The sequence below is a fragment of the Streptomyces atratus genome (genome assembly GCF_900119365.1).
Taxonomy (GTDB): domain Bacteria; phylum Actinomycetota; class Actinomycetes; order Streptomycetales; family Streptomycetaceae; genus Streptomyces; species Streptomyces atratus_B.
Map to the genome: position 1 here is coordinate 1 of NZ_FPJO01000005.1, position 17,042 is coordinate 17,042.

At 70.5% G+C, this 17,042-nt stretch carries 15 protein-coding genes; all 15 read right to left on the minus strand.

The genetic code is table 11. From position 1 onward, the window contains the following. On the minus strand, positions 1–1,045 hold a 1,045-nt coding region (ispG, locus tag BT364_RS10885), incomplete at its 3' end, for a flavodoxin-dependent (E)-4-hydroxy-3-methylbut-2-enyl-diphosphate synthase (RefSeq protein ID WP_072484945.1). 4 nt (positions 1,046–1,049) lie between these two features. Further along, complete coding sequence (gene hpnH / locus BT364_RS10890) at positions 1,050–2,069, minus strand: adenosyl-hopene transferase HpnH (RefSeq protein WP_072484946.1); 1,020 nt, start codon at positions 2,067–2,069, stop codon at positions 1,050–1,052. A gap of 5 nt (positions 2,070–2,074) precedes the next feature. Continuing rightward, complete coding sequence (locus BT364_RS10895; protein WP_072484947.1) at positions 2,075–2,734, minus strand: phosphorylase family protein; 660 nt, start codon at positions 2,732–2,734, stop codon at positions 2,075–2,077. Then, positions 2,734–4,734, minus strand: a complete 2,001-nt coding sequence (gene shc, locus BT364_RS10900; protein ID WP_072484948.1) for a squalene--hopene cyclase — start codon at positions 4,732–4,734, stop codon at positions 2,734–2,736. The genes BT364_RS10895 and shc overlap by 1 nt, the downstream gene beginning before the upstream one ends. 108 nt (positions 4,735–4,842) lie before the next feature. After that, on the minus strand, positions 4,843–5,946 hold the full coding sequence (locus BT364_RS10905) for a polyprenyl synthetase family protein (protein ID WP_177328086.1): 1,104 nt from the start codon (positions 5,944–5,946) through the stop codon (positions 4,843–4,845). Continuing rightward, complete coding sequence (gene hpnE / locus BT364_RS10910; protein WP_072484950.1) at positions 5,943–7,331, minus strand: hydroxysqualene dehydroxylase HpnE; 1,389 nt, start codon at positions 7,329–7,331, stop codon at positions 5,943–5,945. Before hpnE ends, BT364_RS10905 begins: the two co-directional genes overlap by 4 nt. A gap of 118 nt (positions 7,332–7,449) precedes the next feature. After that, the gene (hpnD, locus tag BT364_RS10915; protein WP_177328087.1) at positions 7,450–8,370 is read right to left on the minus strand and encodes a presqualene diphosphate synthase HpnD; all 921 of its coding nucleotides are present in this window, start codon (positions 8,368–8,370) and stop codon (positions 7,450–7,452) included. Positions 8,371–8,399: 29 nt separating this feature from the next. After that, the gene (gene hpnC / locus BT364_RS10920) at positions 8,400–9,320 is read right to left on the minus strand and encodes a squalene synthase HpnC (protein ID WP_072484951.1); all 921 of its coding nucleotides are present in this window, start codon (positions 9,318–9,320) and stop codon (positions 8,400–8,402) included. A gap of 444 nt (positions 9,321–9,764) precedes the next feature. Then, positions 9,765–10,550 carry an ABC transporter ATP-binding protein gene (locus tag BT364_RS10925; protein ID WP_072484952.1) on the minus strand — a complete coding sequence of 262 codons (786 nt, stop codon included), beginning with the start codon at positions 10,548–10,550 and terminating at the stop codon, positions 9,765–9,767. Further along, positions 10,543–11,472: an ABC transporter permease gene (locus BT364_RS10930; protein ID WP_072484953.1), complete on the minus strand. Its 930-nt coding sequence runs from the start codon at positions 11,470–11,472 to the stop codon at positions 10,543–10,545. The genes BT364_RS10925 and BT364_RS10930 overlap by 8 nt, the downstream gene beginning before the upstream one ends. A gap of 107 nt (positions 11,473–11,579) precedes the next feature. Beyond that, positions 11,580–12,452 (minus strand): glycosyltransferase family 2 protein, encoded by an 873-nt coding sequence (locus BT364_RS10935; protein ID WP_177328099.1) that lies wholly within the window; start codon positions 12,450–12,452, stop codon positions 11,580–11,582. Positions 12,453–12,460: 8 nt separating this feature from the next. Next, complete coding sequence (locus BT364_RS10940; RefSeq protein ID WP_072484955.1) at positions 12,461–13,240, minus strand: CDP-alcohol phosphatidyltransferase family protein; 780 nt, start codon at positions 13,238–13,240, stop codon at positions 12,461–12,463. Beyond that, positions 13,218–14,279 carry an iron-containing alcohol dehydrogenase family protein gene (locus BT364_RS10945; RefSeq protein ID WP_072484956.1) on the minus strand — a complete coding sequence of 354 codons (1,062 nt, stop codon included), beginning with the start codon at positions 14,277–14,279 and terminating at the stop codon, positions 13,218–13,220. Before BT364_RS10945 ends, BT364_RS10940 begins: the two co-directional genes overlap by 23 nt. Beyond that, a complete protein-coding gene (locus BT364_RS10950; RefSeq protein ID WP_072484957.1) occupies positions 14,267–15,004 on the minus strand; it encodes a phosphocholine cytidylyltransferase family protein in 738 nt (245 codons plus the stop codon). Before BT364_RS10950 ends, BT364_RS10945 begins: the two co-directional genes overlap by 13 nt. Then, the gene (locus tag BT364_RS10955) at positions 15,001–16,827 is read right to left on the minus strand and encodes a DUF5941 domain-containing protein (RefSeq protein ID WP_079179403.1); all 1,827 of its coding nucleotides are present in this window, start codon (positions 16,825–16,827) and stop codon (positions 15,001–15,003) included. Before BT364_RS10955 ends, BT364_RS10950 begins: the two co-directional genes overlap by 4 nt. Between the last annotated feature and the right edge of the window lie 215 nt (positions 16,828–17,042).

Consider the following 17,042-nt stretch of genomic DNA (forward strand, 5'->3'; position numbering starts at 1 on the left):
CCTCGCCCTTCACGAAGATCTGCCCCTTGCCGTTGCCGGACGCCACACCCAGGTCCGCCTCACGGGCCTCGCCCGGACCATTGACGACACAGCCCATCACGGCCACCCGCAGCGGAACCTCCATGCCCTCAAGACCCGCCGACACCTGGTCCGCCAGCTTGTACACATCCACCTGCGCCCGCCCGCACGACGGACACGACACGATCTCCAGCCGCCGCTGACGCAGATTCAGCGACTCCAGGATCTGGATCCCGACCTTGACCTCCTCGGCCGGCGGCGCCGACAACGACACCCGGATCGTGTCCCCGATCCCCTCCGACAGCAACGCACCGAACGCCACCGCCGACTTGATCGTCCCCTGGAACGCCGGACCCGCCTCCGTCACCCCCAGATGCAACGGATAGTCACAACGAGCCGCCAGCTGACGGTACGCATTCACCATCACCACCGGATCGTTGTGCTTCACCGAGATCTTGATGTCCCGGAAACCGTGCTCCTCGAAGAGCGACGCCTCCCACAACGCCGACTCCACCAACGCCTCGGGCGTCGCCTTCCCGTACTTCGCCAGCAAACGCGCATCCAGCGAACCCGCGTTCACACCGATCCGGATCGGCGTACCCGCGTCGTTCGCCGCCCGCGCGATCTCCTTCACCTTGTCGTCGAACTGCTTGATGTTCCCCGGATTCACCCGCACCGCCGCACAGCCCGCATCGATCGCCGCGAACACATACTTCGGCTGGAAATGAATATCCGCGATCACCGGGATCTGCGACTTCCTCGCGATCACCGCCAACGCGTCCGCATCGTCCTGCGTCGGACACGCCACCCGCACGATCTGACAGCCCGACGCCGTCAGCTCCGCGATCTGCTGCAACGTCGCACCCACGTCCGACGTACGCGTCGTCGTCATCGACTGCACCGACACCGGCGCATCCCCGCCCACCGCAACCGACCCGACCTGGATGCGCCGCGAGTGGCGGCGCATCCCCAGCGGCCGGGCCGGCAGCCCGGGGAGACCCAGTTCGACCGGCTCTCCGGCGGTCATGACGTCACCGGTTCCCGGAGAGGGTCTCGCGCGCCGCGCGCAGCGACTCCTTCAGCGATCCCATGGTGGCGAGCACGGCGGTGGGCTCGTAGCCGCAGTGCGCCATGCAGTTGGCACAGCGCGGGTCCTTGCCCCGGCCGTACTTGTCCCAGTCGGTCTCCTCGATGAGCTGGCGGTACGTCGGTACGTAGCCGTCGCTCATCAGGTAGCACGGCCGCTGCCAGCCGAACAGCGAGTAGTTCGGAATGGCCCAGGCCGTGCACGGGAAGTCCGCCTTGCCTTCCAGGAAGTCCAGGAAGAGCGGCGAGTGGTTCAGCCGCCAGCGGTCCCGGTTGCCGCCCGCGAACGACTTCTTGAACAGTTCGCGGGTCTGCTCGACGCCCAGAAAGTGCTCCTGGTCGGGCGCCTTCTCGTAGGCATAGGCGGGCGAGATCATCATCTCGTCGACCTTCAGGTCGTCATTGAGGTAGTTGAGGACCTCGATGACGGTCTGCGGGGTGTCGGTGTTGAAGAAGGTGGAGTTCGTGGTGACCCGGAAGCCGCGCCGCTTGGCCTCCTTGATCGCCGCCACCGCCTCGTCGAAAACACCCTCCTTGGCAACCGATTCGTCGTGCCGTTCGCGCAGCCCGTCGATGTGCACGGCGAAAGCGAAGTACGGCGAGGGCGTGAATTTCTCGATCTTCTTCCGCAACAGCATCGCGTTGGTGCACAGGAAGACGTATTTCCTCCGCGCCACCAACTGCCGGACGATTTCGTCGATCTGCGGATGCATCAGCGGTTCGCCGCCGGCGATGGAAACCATCGGGGCGCCCGATTCGAGCACGGCACCCACGGCCTGGGCCACCGGCATGCGCTGCTTGAGCACGCCCGCCGGATGCTGGATCTTCCCGCATCCCTCGCACGCGAGATTGCAGGCGTACAACGGCTCCAGTTCCACAATGAGCGGGAATTTGTCCCGCCTGCGGAGCTTCTGTTCAATGAGGTACGTCGCAACCTTGATGGACTGACGGAGCGGCATGGCCATCTGGCTCACCTCCTGGGGAGCAGCAAAGATCGGTGCCATTCGTAGAAAGCCGGCAGGACGGCACGGAGAACCCGGAAAGCTGATATTCCACCGCGTATCGTGCCGATGCGGACGAGCTCATGCTCCGGAGCATCCACGACCACCCGTACGGCGGCAACCGGGCGGGGCCCGGACCGCAGAGCGGTGCGCAGAGTGGCGGCGGACTCCATGTCCACCGCGATCGCTCCGGTGGCCCGCAGCCCGGCCCGCCCATGTCCGCGTACGACACGGTCGGAGCCGGTCAGCGGACCGGTGTGGACGGCGCGGCCGGGCACCACCCTGGCCAGGGCCTCGGCGAGCAGGCCCGGACCGGTACAGACCGTCGGGTCCCCGGACTCCCGGGTCTCGTCGGCGACCACCAGGTCCCCGGGGTGCATTCCGGGCACCAGCCCGGCGCAGAACCCGGAGGCGAGGACCGCCGTGCCGGGCGCCCGGCCTTGACCGAGCGCCCGTGCGACGGCCGTTTCGGCGGCCCTGGGCCCCATGCCCGTACGGAGTACGGTCACCGGGCCGGAGGCGGCGCCGGCCCTGCTCCGGCCGCTGCGCAGGGCGAACTGCTCGATGCCGAGCGCGCAGGCGATCAGCAGCGGCGCCGCGGGGCCGGGCGTGCCCGGCCCGTCGGCCATCAGGCCCCCTTTCGGGTGGCCGTGCGGTCGGCGAACGGTTCGCCGTACACGTACCGCCCGAGTGCGGTGAGCGGGAACACCTGACGGTAGAGGTGGTAGTTGATCGAGAAGTCCCACGGGAAGCCGGTGCCCGTGAAGTACGGCTCGTCCCAGGAGCCATCGGCCTGCTGCGTCTCGGTGAGCCAGGACACGCCCCGCTGTACGGCCTTGCTGTCCCGGCGTCCGGCGGCGAGCAGCGCGAGCAGGGCCCAGGCGGTCTGGGAGGCGGTCGAGGCGCCGTGCCCGATCCACTTCTCCTCCTGGTACGAGCGCAGGTCCTCGCCCCAGCCTCCGTCGTCGTTCTGCACCGACTCCAGCCAGCCGACCGCGCGGCTGATCGCCGGGTGCGTCACGGGCAGCCCGGCGGCCACCAGTGCGGGCACCACCGACCCTGTTCCATATACGTAGTTGACGCCCCAGCGGCCGAACCAGGCGCCGCTCGCCTCCTGTTCGGCGAGCAGCCAATCGATGCCACGCCGGGTGACGCGGTGGCCGGAGCGCCCCTCGACGGCGAGCATCTCCACCACGTGCCCGGTGACATCGGCGGACGGCGGGTCGATGACCTCGCCGAAGTCGCAGAACGGCAGCCGGTTGGGGAAGGCGCTGGTATTGTCCGCGTCGAAGGCACCCCAGGCCCCGTTGCGGGACTGCATGCCGATGTTCCAGCGGACCCCGCGCCTGATGGCGGCCTCGACGCGTGCCTGGTCCGGGTGGCGGACCCGGCGCAGCGCGAGGACCACCTCCGCGGTGTCGTCGATGTCCGGGTAGTTGTCGTTGTGGAACTCGAAGGCCCAGCCGCCCGGGTTGAGCCGAGGGCGGCGCACGGACCAGTCGCCGGGCCGGACGATCTCCTCGCCGAGCATCCAGTCCGCGGCCTTCACCAGCGCCGGGTGGTCGGGGCGGACCCCGGCGTCGGCGAGCGCGATGGTGGCGAGGCAGGTGTCCCACACCGGGGACTGGCAGGCCTCGATCATCCGGGCGCCGTCCTCGCGCCACACGGCGAACCGGTCGAGCGATTCGAGTCCGGCCCGCATCACCGGGTGGTCCAGGTCGTAGCCGAGCAGGTGCAGGGCGATGACGGAGTACACCGCGGGCGGCTGGATGCCGCCCCAGCAGCCGTCGTTCTCCTGGCGCTCGATGATCCAGCGGGCCGCCGAGTCCATCGCGATCCGGCGCAGCCTGCGCGGCGCGATCCGGTGGTAGACGTGCAGCGCCTTGTCCAGGCGCTGGAAGACGCCGTCCCAACTCGCGGCCGGGGCGGGGCGCCTGGGCAGGTTCGGATTGCGCGGGTCGGTGTGCAGTTCGTCGAGCGGGAAGGGGGCCGGGCGTACCGGCCGCTTCGCCGAGACGATGGTGAGCGGCACGATGGTCTGGCGGGCCCAGCAGCCGAAGTCGTAGATGTTGAGCGGGGCCCACTTGGGAAAGAACATCAGCTCGGGCGGGAGTTCCGGCAGGTCGTCCCACTTCCACCAGCCGAAGAGCGCGAGCCAGATCCGGGTGAAGACCCGGCCGGCCGCGATGCCGCCCTGTTCCCTGATCCAGGCCGAGGCGCGTGCCATGTGCGGTTCGTCCGGCCGGTCCCCGGCCAGCCGCAGGGCCACGTACGCCTCGATGGTGGTGGAGAGTTCGCCGGGGCCGCCGTGGAAGGTGGCCCAGGTGCCGTCGCCCAGTTGTTCGCCGCGGATGAAGCGGCCGGCCGCCCGGACCGTGGCCGGGTCCTGAATTCCGAGGAACTGACGGAGCAGCAGGTCCTCGGCGTCCATCGTGACGTTGGTGGCGAGGTCGCCCTTCCACCAGCCCTGCTCGTCCTGCCTGCCGAGGAGGTGCTCCACCGAGCGTTCCGCGGCCCGCCGCGCGGCGGTGTACGCGTCGTCCGCGGCGATGGTTGTGTCGGTCGGTTCACTGGCCGAGGCCGCGCGGGGGTTCACGGCCCCGGTGCTTCCGTCGGTCGTCGCTGTCATGGCTTCCCCTTCGTGCAGTCAGGTCCTCTGCTGTGCTGGGGTCTCCGTCGGCCGGTGCCTGATAAGGGCACCGGCCGGCGACTGCGAGTCATATGGAGCAGATAGTGATCATCTCTTTCGTACGACGACGAAGTCCGCGAGCGCCGTGAGCTGCGCCCGCACGGTCTGCGGCATGTCGACGCGGTGCAGTGCCTCGATGGCGACCGCATGCTGCCGACGGGCCTCCTGGGCGGTCCACTCACGGCCGCCCGCCTCCTCGATGAGTGCCGCACGGGCGGCGAACTCCTCTTCGGAGAAGCTGTCGAAATCGCTGCTCTTGGCGTCGGCCGCGAGCAGTTCGCCCAGGCGCCCCGACGCCGGGCCGCCCGCGGCGAGCGCGGCGACGACCGGCAGCGACTTCTTGCGCTGGCGCAGGTCGCTCCAGGTCTGCTTGCCGGTGGACTCGGGGTCGCCCCAGATGCCGAGCAGATCGTCGACGGCCTGGAAGGCGAGGCCGAGGTGGTATCCGTACGCCTCCAGGGTGTCGGCGGTCCGGTCGTCGGCGCCGCCGAGGACCGCGCCGATGGAGCAGGCGCAGGCGAGCAGGGCGCCCGTCTTGTTGCCCTCCATCTCCAGGCACTCCTCGACGGTGACCCGCTCGCGGTGCTCGTAGGAGATGTCCTGGGCCTGCCCGTCGATGAGCTTGCGGCTGGCCGCGGTCAGCCGGCGGGTCGCGCGGCCCGCCTCGACCGTGCCGAGCTCCAGCAGGACCTCGTTGGCCAGGGCGAAGAGCGCATCGCCGACCAGGATCGCCTGGGCGGGGCCGTGCACCTTCCAGACCGTGTCGCGGTGGCGGCGCTGTTCGTCGCCGTCCATCAGGTCGTCGTGCAGCAGCGAGAAGTTGTGCACGAGTTCGACGGCCACGGCGCCGGGGACGCCGGCCTCGGCCGCTGCGCCCGCCGCCTCCGCGGACAGCAGGGCGAGAGCCGGGCGGACGGCCTTGCCGCCGTCGCCGTCGGCAGGCTGTCCCTGGGCGTCGATCCAGCCGAAGTGGTAGGCGGCGACGGTGTCCATGGGCGGTGCGAGCCGGTCAACGGCGGCCCGGAGCACCGGCGTGGAAAGGGCCCGTCCGCGCTCCAGAAGCGCGGTGACGTCCGTGGTGTCGGCCACGGTGTCGAAAGCCGAATTCGCCGGGGTCACTGACTCTCCTCTTGTTCCGGTGGTACTGCTCATGCCGCCTCCTGCAGCGGATGTTCATGGGAGCGGCCGAGCGCCCGGAGCGCGGCGTCCGCCGCGCTGAACCCGCTGCGGACGGCACCCTCCATCGTCGCGGGCCAGCCGGTGGCCGTCCACGCCCCGGCCAGGCAGAGGCCGGGGAGCCGGGTGCGGGCCCCCGGCCGCAGCCGGCCGACGCCGGGGGCGGGGGCGAAGGTCGCCGCGCGCTCCCGGGTGACGAAGAAATCCCTGATGCCGGCCCCGCGGGCGGCCGGCAGCAGCCGCTCCAGCTCGGGCAGGTAGCGGGCACGCAGCTCGGCGACGGGAAGGTCGATCTCCTCGTCGGCGGCGGACTGGGACACGGCGAGGTACTGCCCGGGACCTGTGAGGCCCGAGGCGTCCGTACGGTCGAAGACCCACTGGACCGGGGAGCCGAGCGCGGTGAAGAACGGGCGGCGCAGCACCTTGCGGTCGTAGACGACGTGCACATTGAGGATCGGCGACGTGCCGATGCCGAGCAGCCGCCCGGGCTCGTCGAGCGCGCCCTCGGGCAGCAGGTCGTGGGTCTCGCGCTGCGGGACGGCGAGGACGACGGTGTCCGCCTCGATCCGTTCGGCGCCGGTGTCCACGATCCAGCCGCCGTCCACCGTCCGGGTGAGGGAGGAGGCCTTCGTACGCAGTTCGGTACGGACTCCGGCGGAGTCCAGGGCCTTGCGGGCCAGCGTGTCGTGGATCTCGCCGAGGGGCACGCTCGCCCAGCCGATGTCGGCGGCGCCGGGCTCGGAGAGGAGTCCGGTCTTGAAGACCTTCGCGGCCAGGGCCAGCGAGGAGTTCGGCGCGGTGGCGTTGAGCGTGGCGACGCCGACCAGGTCCCAGAGGGCCTCGACGGTGCGCGGCGACTGGCCGTGCCGGGCGAGCCAGCTGCCGAAGTCGACGGCGTCGAGCGCGGGGTCGTCGGGGTCCAGGCGGCCGAGTGCCAGTGCGGCGCGGCCGACGCCCGCCCGCTCGGCGAGCGAGAGGTGCGGATAGCCGACGAGTCCGGCGGCGAGGTGGAAGGGCACCGGGAGCCCGTTGCGGCGCAGCCGTCCCAGCCGGGGGCCCGAGGGGCGTCCGACATCGAGAACGGGCACGTCCAAACGGTTTTGCAGGGGGGCCAGGCGGGCCCCGTCGATGCGGTCGAGGAACCAGCGGTAGGCGGTGCAGCAGCGCAGATAGACATGCTGTCCGTTGTCGACCGTCAGTTCGCCGCGCCGGAAGGAGAAGGCGAGGCCGCCGAGCCGGGGCCGGCCTTCGAGCAGGGTCACGTCAAGCCCGGCGTCGGCGAGACGCAGCGCCGAGGTGATTCCGGCGAGGCCGCCGCCGATCACGACCGCGCGGGAGGAGCGCGGGGCGTCGTCCGTCATGCGTCCTCCTTTCGCCGGGTCACTTCAGTCTGGGACGCGAGGGCACGGCGCGGGGTTGATCGCCGGGCGGATCGGGTCTCCGTGTTGCACATGGTGCGCGAGATGTCCTCACGGCGCATCAGACACGCCTCCTGGTGGTGCGCCGGGAGATGTACCGGGCGTCGAGACCCGACAGGCCGCGCACCGCGACGTACGCCTTCTCGTGGCCCGGCAGCGAGACCCGGCCGCGCAGCACCGCCTCGGGGTCGCGCTCGATCCGGTCGAGCAGCCGGCGGTAGATCCCCGCCATGGCCGCGACACAGGCTCCGCTGCGCCGGTCCAGCATGGGCAGCAGCCGGTATCCCTCGGCGAACAGGGTGCGGGCGCGCCGTACCTCGAAGTGGACGAGGCCGGCGAAGTCGGCGCCGGGCGGTGGTGTGGCCCGGTGGAAGCCGGCCGAGCAGCCGAACTTGGCGAGGTCGTCGGCGGGCAGATACGTACGCCCGTTGCCCGCGTCCTCGCGTACGTCGCGCAGGATGTTGGTCAGCTGGAGCGCGAGGCCGAGCGTGTCGGCGTACTCTGCGGCCCGGTCGGCCCCCGGGGCGCCGGGCTCGGTACCGAAGACGCCCAGGCTGAGACGGCCGATGGCACCCGCGACACAGCGGCAGTAGACCTTGAGGTCGTCCCAGGTCTCGTAGGTCGCGCCGCGCACGTCCATCAGCACGCCGTCGATGAGCTCGTCGAGCCCGCCGAGCGGGAGCGGGAACCTGCGCGCGGCGTCGGCGAGCGCGACGGCCACCGGGTCGGTGTCGTCCTCGTCGACCGCTCCGTCCCGGATCCGGTCCAGGACGGTACGGGTGCTCTCCAGGCGGGCCCGCTTGGTGTCCGCGTCCAGCTCGCCGTCACCGATGTCGTCGACGCGCCGGGAGAAGGCGTACAGCGCCGACATGGCCTGTCGCTTCTCGGTCGGCAGCAGTCTGATGCCGTACGCGAAGTTACGCGCCTGCTGTCCGGTGACCGCCTCGCAGTAACTGTATGCGGCCTGTACCGGTGCCGACATGTACGTCGTCTGTCCCTCCACGGTCCGGCTCACCCCTCTCTACGCGCTCTTCGCAAGACAACTCCCACTTCGCGCAGCAGGCTGGGCTTGGTGGGCTTGGGCGGTCCGGGCAGTACGTCGAACCCGGCGGCCGCGATCGCGGTGAGGGCGGCGCGCCCCCCTCCCACGAATCCGGCGAGAAGCAGCCTGAGCCTGCCGTGGACGCTACCCACCAGAGGGGTGCCTTCATTCAGCAGTTCCCGGGCGCGTTCCGCTTCGTACGCGACCAGTGAACGCACCGATGCGCTCCCCGAGGGGGCGGCGAGATCGGTTTCGTCGACGTGGAACCGCGCCATGTCGTCGGCGGGGAGATAGATCCGGTCGCGGCCGAGGTCCTCGGTGACGTCCTGGAGGTGCTCGACGATCTGGAGGGCGGTGCAGACCGCGTCGGAACGGCGGATGCGCTCGGGGCTGGCGGTCCCGGTGATCTGCAGGACCAGCCGGCCCACGGGGTTGGCGGAGAGCTCGCAGTAGGCCAGCAGCTCCTCGTACGTCCCGTAGCGGCGGACCTTCTGGTCCTGCCGGTTCGCCTCGATGAGGCCGAGGAAGGGTTCGGGAGTGAGCGCGCAGCGCCGCACGGTGGGCCGCAGGGCGCGCAGCAGGGGGTGGCGGGGGCCGTCGCCCGCGGTGTCGAAGACCCGGTGCAGATCCGCCTCGAAGGCATCGAGCACGGCGAGCCGGTCGTCGGCCTGCGCGGGATCGACGCCGAGGTGGCGGGCATCGGCGCCGCCGGGGGCGAGGTCGCCGTCGCCGATGTCGTCGACGAGGCGGGCGAAGCCGTAGACGGCCATGAGGTCGTCGCGCCAGGCGCGGGGCAGGAAGAAGGGGGCTACGGGGAAGTTCTCGTCCGCGGCCTTGTCGAGGGTGCTGGGCACGACGTCATCGGGGTGCGTCTGCCGGGTACGGGTCACCAGGGACCGCCCGGCGCTGGGACGGCGCGAGCACCTCGGAGCTGGAGATTTTCCGTCATGGCCGTCACATCTCCCGTTCTACACTGCTGACCCAAAACATCCCATTCCGGACACGCCGCCCGCTCTGCCGAGTGCGGAGCGCTGCCTACGGGCCGCACACCGGGCACGATCGCCCCACTTGCCTCGAATCAGCACCGCTACAGCTTACGTTGTACAACGCTCATCCATACGGCGGGGTGTTGAGCGCGTTGCAGGAACGCTTCCCACCCCGCCAACCTTCCTCGTACACACGGCAATTGACGTCATCCGTCGGAACGAGATCCGGTGCGGGACATACCGCCGGGCGTGGAGAGCGCCGGCGGTGGTCCACGATCCGGACACCGCTGCGGCCCCTGCCGGGGTACCGGCAAGGGCCGCAGCGGTGTCGCGGGACCGGGAGAGCCGCTACTTGCCGGTCTCGCGCTCGTACGCCTTGAGCACCTCGTCCGTGGGGCCGTCCATCAGCAGCTCGCCCTTCTCCAGCCACAGCACCCGGTCACAGGTGTCCCTGATGGACTTGTTGCTGTGGCTGACCAGGAAGACGGTGCCGGCCTCCTTGCGGAGCTCCCTGATGCGCTTCTCGGAGCGGATCTGGAACTTGCGGTCACCGGTCGCCAGCGCCTCGTCGATCATGAGGACGTCGTGGTTCTTGGCTGCGGCGATCGAGAAGCGCAGACGCGCGGCCATGCCGGAGGAGTACGTACGCATCGGCAGGGTGATGAAGTCGCCCTTCTCGTTGATGCCGGAGAAGTCGACGATCCCCTGGTAGCGCTCGCGGATCTCCTCGCGGGACATGCCCATCGCGAGACCGCCGAGAACCACGTTGCGCTCACCGGTCAGATCGCTCATCAGCGCGGCGTTCACCCCGAGCAGCGAGGGCTGCCCGTCGGTGTAGACCTTGCCGTGCTCGGTCGGCAGCAGGCCGGCGATGGCCCGCAGCAGCGTCGACTTCCCGGAGCCGTTGGTACCGATGAGGCCGATCGCCTCGCCCCGGTAGGCGGTGAAGGAGACACCGCGGACGGCGTGCACCTTGCGCACACCGCGCGATTCGCCCTTGCCGCGGCGCAGGATCCGGCTCAGCGCCGCGGTGGCGCTGCCCTTGCCGCCGCCGGCGCCGTTGACGCGGTACACGATGTGCACATCGTCGGCGATGACGGTGGGGACGCGCCCCGGAGTCTTGTCGTCAGCCACGGCCGTACCGTTCCTCTGCCTTCCAGAAGTACACGAAGCCCACCAGGCCGACCAGGACCGCCCAGGCGAGCGCCACGATCCAGACGTGCGCCGGCAGGTTCCCCGAGCCGTAGCCGTCGATCAGCGCGAAGCGGACCAGATCCATATAGATGGCCGCCGGGTTGTACTGCAGAACGTTGGCGATCCAGTCCGGCTTGTCCTTGAGCATCACCGGGATGGAGAACATGACGCCCGAGGCGTACATCCAGGTCCGCATGACGAACGGCATCAGCTGGGCGAGATCGGGGGTCTTGCTGCCGAGCCTGGCCATGATCAGCGCCAGGCCGGTGTTGAAGACGAACTGCATGACCAGCGCCGGGACGATCAGCAGCCAGGACAGGCTCGGGTAGCTGCCGAAGGCGATGGCCACGGCCCCGAGCACGATCATCGAGAACAGCAGCTGCTGGAGCTGCTGGAGCGAGAACGAGATCGGCAGCGAGGCACGCGGGAAGTGCAGTGCCCGGACCAGCCCCAGATTGCCGGAGATGGCCCGCACGCCCGCCATCACCGAACTCTGGGTGAAGGTGAAGACGAAGACGCCGGTCACCAGGAACGGGATGAAGACCTCCTGGGTCATTCCCTTCCGGGTGCCCAGGATCAGCCCGAAGATCAAGTAGTAGACCAGGGCGTTGAGCAGCGGTGTGGCCACCTGCCACAGCTGGCCGAGCTTCGCCTGGCTGTACTGGGCGGTCAGCTTCGCCCTGGAGAACGCCATGATGAAGTGGCGCCGGCCCCAGAGCTGCCGGATGTACTCGAAGAGCCCCGGCCGGGCGCCGCTCACCGTCAGACCGTACTTGGCGGCCAGCTCGGCCGAGTTCAGGCCGTCGTCGGCGGATGGTGGGGTGCTCAATGCCACCGCACCATCATGGGTTGTGTCACTCACCAGATGAAACTCTCGTATTCAAGATGCGCAGCCGGTCGGGGGCGCGGCTCGGAGCGGACAGGTCCCGTGAAGAAAACGTACGTCCCATGCTCTCAGAGGTGAGCCTCTCAGATCACGGGAGGTCGGCCGAGTCTGGTCAGCCGCCACACCGTGCGCCACTTCATCGGACGGCGGGCTCCGCACGGCGTGGACCAGCCTTCCCGGAAGCCGCCGAACCAGGCCTTCAGTGCGGGGCCCGAGGGCTTGCGGAGCAGGGTCAGCAGCAGCCACACCCCGAGGTAGACCGGCACCAGGGGTGCGGGCAGATTGCGGCGGGCCAGCCAGACCCGGTTGCGGGCCACCATGCGGTGGTACACCGCGTGCCGCGAGGGGGCGGTCGTCGGGTGGTTGAGGACCATGTCCGCGCGGTAGTCGATCATCCAGCCGGCGTCCAGGGCCCGCCAGGCGAGATCGGTCTCCTCGTGCGCGTAGAAGAACTGGCCGGGCAGCGGCCCGGCCTCGGCGAAGACCTTGGTGCGTACGGCGTTGGCGCCGCCGAGGAAGGTCGTCACGCGTGAGGAGCGCATCGGATCGGAGGCACGCAGCCGCGGTACGTGGCGGCGCTGGGTGACACCGGTGTCCGGGTCGGCGATGCGGAAGCTGATGATGCCCAGCTCGGGATCGGCCTCGAAGGCCTGCCGGCACAGCTCGGCGGTGTCGGCGAGCGGCAGCAGCCCGTCGTCGTCGAGGAAGAGCAGGGCGTCCACGTCGGCGCCGGACGGGCCGAAGGCCTCGATCCCGACATTGCGGCCGCCGGGGATGCCCAGGTTCTCGGGCAGCTCGACGGCCCGCACACCTGCGGGGACGTCCGGTACGGGGGCGCCGTTGCCGACGACCACCACCTCGATCCGGTCGCCGTCCTGCCCGGCGACCGAATCGAGGAGGGCGCGGAGCTCCTCGGGGCGATTGCCCATCGTGATCACGACCGCGCCGAGCTTCATGGGCGTGTTCACTTCAGCCTGCTCGACGCCAGGATCGACACCAGGTGCAGGAGCGTCTGGAGCAGCGCGATGCCGGCCAGCACCGCGACCATGAGGCGGCTGAAGAACAGGTCGTCACGGACGGCGTCGAGGACGGCGGCCACCAGGATGACCAGTGACGCCTCGACCCCGAGGATCAGCCGGTGGAACTTGAGCGCGCCGGCGGCCCGGCGGGCGAGTGCCATCCCGGACGAGCGCGGCTCCGAGGCGGCCTCCTTGACCGGCGGCAGCCCACCCTGGTGACGGGCGACGCCGACCAGGTCGGTCTCGGCCTTGATCAGGATGGCGCCGAGGGCCGCGAGCGTGCCCAGGAAGGCCCAGAGCCAGTCGATCCGTCCGGTGCCCCACAGGTCGGCGGCGCGCAGGCCGAAGCCGACCAGTACCGCCGCGTCGCAGAGGTACGCGCCGACCCGGTCCAGGTAGACCCCGCCCAGCGAGAACTGCTTCTTCCAACGGGCCACCTCGCCGTCGACACAGTCGAGCAGCAGGTAGAGCTGGACCGCGAGCACCCCGAGCAGCGCGCCGGGGATGCCCGGGATTAGCAGGGCCGGCGCGGAGAGCACTCCGGCGACCGTCATCACATAGGTCAGCTGGTTGGGGGTGACCTTGGTGTTCACCAGGTGCCGGTCGATGCGCAGCGAGATCTCGCGCATGTAGAGCCGACCAGCCCAGTGCTCACCGCTGCGCCGGTCCTTCACACCCGGGGGGTGCACGACCGGACGGAGTTCAGCTATGGATGGCTTTTGCATAGTCGGCGTACGCGTCCCTGATCTGGTCGGTGGACAGGTTGAGGTGTTCCAGGATCGTGAAGCGCCCCGGACGGGTCTGCGGGGCGTAGTCGACGGCCTGGACGAATTCGTCGGCGCTGAAGCCGATCTCGTCGGGCAGTACCGGCAGGCCGTGGCGGCGCAGGGTGGCCGCCATGAGCAGCGACTCCTCGCGCGCGCCGCGCAGATGCATGGCGAAGCAGGCGCCGAGGCCGACCTGCTCGCCGTGGCTGGCCGCACGCTTGGGGTACAGCAGGTCGAAGGCGTGGTTGATCTCGTGGCAGGCGCCCGAGGCAGGCCGGGAGTCCCCGGCGACGGACATCGAGATGCCGGTCAGTACGAGGCCCTCGGCCAGCACCTTGAGGAAGGCGTCGTCGCCGATCCCGCCCGGGTGGCGGAGCACGGCCTCGCCGGCCTGGCGAGCCATGGCCGCGGCCAGTCCGTCGATCTCCTCGCCCTTGACCTCGTGGGCGAGTTCCCAGTCGGCCACGCAGGAGATGTTGGAGACCGCGTCGCCGATGCCGGAGCGCACGAAGCGGGCCGGTGCCTGGCGGACGATGTCGAGGTCGATGACCACGGCGATCGGGGTGGGGACTCCGTACGAGCCCCGGCCGTTGTCGTTGTCGAGCGTCGCGACGGGCGAGCACAGACCGTCGTGGGCGAGGTTCGTCGCCACCGCGACCATGGGCAGCCCGACCCGCGCCGCCGCGTACTTCGCCACGTCGACGATCTTGCCGCCGCCGAGGCCGACCACGGCGTCGTACCGATTGCCCTTGATGTCGTCGGCCAGCTTGACCGCCGAGTCGAGTGTGCCGTCGCTCACGGGGTACCAGTGGGCGCCGGGCAGCGCGGGGGTCAGCCGCTCGCGCAGGGCGCGCCCCGAGCCGTCGCTGATCGCGACGGCGAGCTTGCCGGAGGCGGAGATCCGCTGGTCCGCGAGGAGGCCGGCCAGATCGTCCAGGGCGCCGCTGCGGATGTCGACGACGACCGGGGACGGGATGAGCCGCGTCAGTACTGGCACGCGATCTCACGGCCCTTCGCGAGGTCGTCGTGGTTGTCGATCTCCACCCACGTCACTTCGCCGATGGGGGCCACGTCGATGGTGAAGCCGCGGTTCACGAGCTCCTGGTAGCCGTCCTCGTAGTAGAGGTCGGGGTCGCGCTCGAAGGTCGTCTTCAGGGCGTCCGCGAGCTCCTCGGCGGCCTCGGGCTCGATGAGGGTGACGCCGATGTACTCACCGGTCGCGGTGGCCGGCTCCATCAGCTTGGTGATGCGCCGCACGCCCTTGCCGTCCTCGGTGATGACCTTCATCTCCTCGTCGGCGAGGTGCTTCACCGTGTCGAGGGCGAGGATGATCTTCCGGCCGTCGCCCCGGGCGGCGAGCAGGGTCTTCTCCACGGAGACCGGGTGGACGGTGTCGCCGTTGGCCAGGATGACGCCGCGCCCCAGGACCTCGCGGGCGCACCACAGGGAGTAGGCGTTGTTCCACTCCTCGGCCTTGTCGTTGTCGATCAGGGTGAGGGTGACGCCGTACTTCGCCTCGAGCTCGGCCTTGCGGTCGTACACGGCTTTCTTGCGGTAGCCGACGACGACGGCGACCTCGGTGAGGCCTATCTCCGCGAAGTTGGCCAGCGTGAGGTCCAGGACCGTCTTCTCGCCGTCGACAGGCACGAGCGCCTTCGGAAGCGTGTCGGTGTAGGGGCGCAGACGCCGTCCTGCACCGGCTGCCAGTACGAGGCCGATCATGCGGGTTCTCCTTCGTCGTGAACGGCGGGTGCTCCGGAAGACACCCAGAAGCGGATGGACTCCACGAGCACCACCAGTGCCACCGCCACAGCGAGCGTGGTGAGTGCCACGGTGAAAGCCGGATGCTGAGTGAATACGGCGGCGAGTACGGCCACCACCAGGGTGCGGCCCTCGTGCCCACCGATCGTGCGCACCAGCCACTGGGGCGGCGCGCCGGTGCCGCCGCGAATGCGGTACACCGTGTCGTAGTGATGGTAGGCGACGGCGGAGACCAGCCCGAAGGCCGCCGGAAGGGCGCCCGGGACATCGCTGCGGGCCGCGAGGATCAGGACGGTGCAGTACTCGGCCGCCCTGAATATCGGGGGTACGAGCCAGTCGAGTGCGCCCTTGAGCGGGCGGGAGACGGCCATGCCGGAGAACATCGCGTAGACCACCGCGGCCAGGATGGTGTGCCAGCTGCCGAAGGGCTGCGAGAGCGCGGAGGCGATCATGAGCGCCCCGGCGAGCAGGGCCGTGAGCGGGGCGCTCCAGCTGCCGCCGAGCCGGGGCCCGACCGCGGCGACGAACTGGGCGATCGGTCCGGAGTCGGCCAGCTCGGCGAGTGCCCGGGCGGCGCGGTCGGTGCGCTCGGCCTTGCGGGTCAGGGAGCGCAGCAGCCGTCCGGCGGTGGTGTAGCAGGCGGCGAAGGCGCAGCCGATGAGCAGGGCGTAGAAGACGATCCGGGGGGTGGTCACCGCGGTCAGTACCGCGATCATCGCCCAGCGCTCGCCGATCGGCAGCACTATCATCCGGCGCAGCCAGACGGTCCAGCCGACGCTGTCGAGCCGGTCGGAGAGTGCTGCCGTGGGGCTCGAATTGGCCACCGCGTCGTGGTTGGCCTCGTTGAACGAGAAGTCGATGACGTGGCGGCAGGCCTGGAGCACCATCGCGCCGAGGGCGAGCGCCCATACGTCGTCACCGCCGCGGGCGGCGCCGAGCGCGAGGCCCGCGTAGTAGGCGTACTCCTTGGCCCGGTCGAAGGTCGCGTCCAGCCAGGCGCCCATCGTCGAGTACTGGAGCGAGTAGCGGGCGAGCTGCCCGTCGGTGCAGTCCAGGACGAAGGAGAGGAGCAGCAGCAGCCCGGCCGCGATGTAACCGCCGCGGGTGCCGGTCGCCGCGCTGCCGGCCGCGATCAGCGCGGTCAGCAGGGACGCGGTGGTGACCTGGTTCGGCGTGAGGCCGCGGCGGGCGCACCAGCGGGCGATGTAGCGGGAGTACGGGCTGATGAAGAACGTGGTGAAGAAGCCGTCGTGGGCCTTCACGGCGCTGCGCAGCCGCACCGCCTCGTCGTCGACCGCGGCGCGGGCGCTCTGTGCCGCTTCGCGCGCGGGCCCGTCGACCGGCACGGCCGCGACCAGTGAGCCCAGCTCGGGGCGCTGCACGGCGGTGCCCTCGGCGTCCATGGTGGCCGCGATGCGGCCCGGCACGGTGCGGTCGGTGACCGGTGCGTCCGGCGGGCCCGTGGGGACGCCGGCGCCGACGGCCTCGGCCGTGGTGTCCAGGGCCCGGACGAGCGCGGAGCGCGCCTCCGGCTGCGCGGTGAGCGCGCCGGGCACGGTGGCGGCGGGGAAGCGCGGGTCGGTCAGTCCGAGCCGGAGGGCGTGGACATGGCCGACGAAACGGGGATCGACCAGTGCGACACGGCGGTCCGCGGGGACGACCGAGAGCAGCCGTGCGGCCTCGGTCACATCGGCGGCGGCCTGTACGTCGAAGCCCAGTGACCGAAGATCGTCCCCGAGCGACGATCCGGGTACCGGTGCACCGGTGAGGATGGCGGTCGACAGACGAACTCACTCCTTGGTGCTGACGGGGTCGGCGCGCGACTGTGCGGCCCGGATACGGGCCGGCGGCACGTCGGCAGAGGCTATCGGATGAACGGAAGCGCGAGTTCACTGCCCGTTTGCGCTCTGTTCCAGGCGGACCTGCATCATGCGACGCCGCCCGCGATCATCATCGTCGATCGCCGCCCCGCCTGACAAAACGCATCGGTGCGACCCAC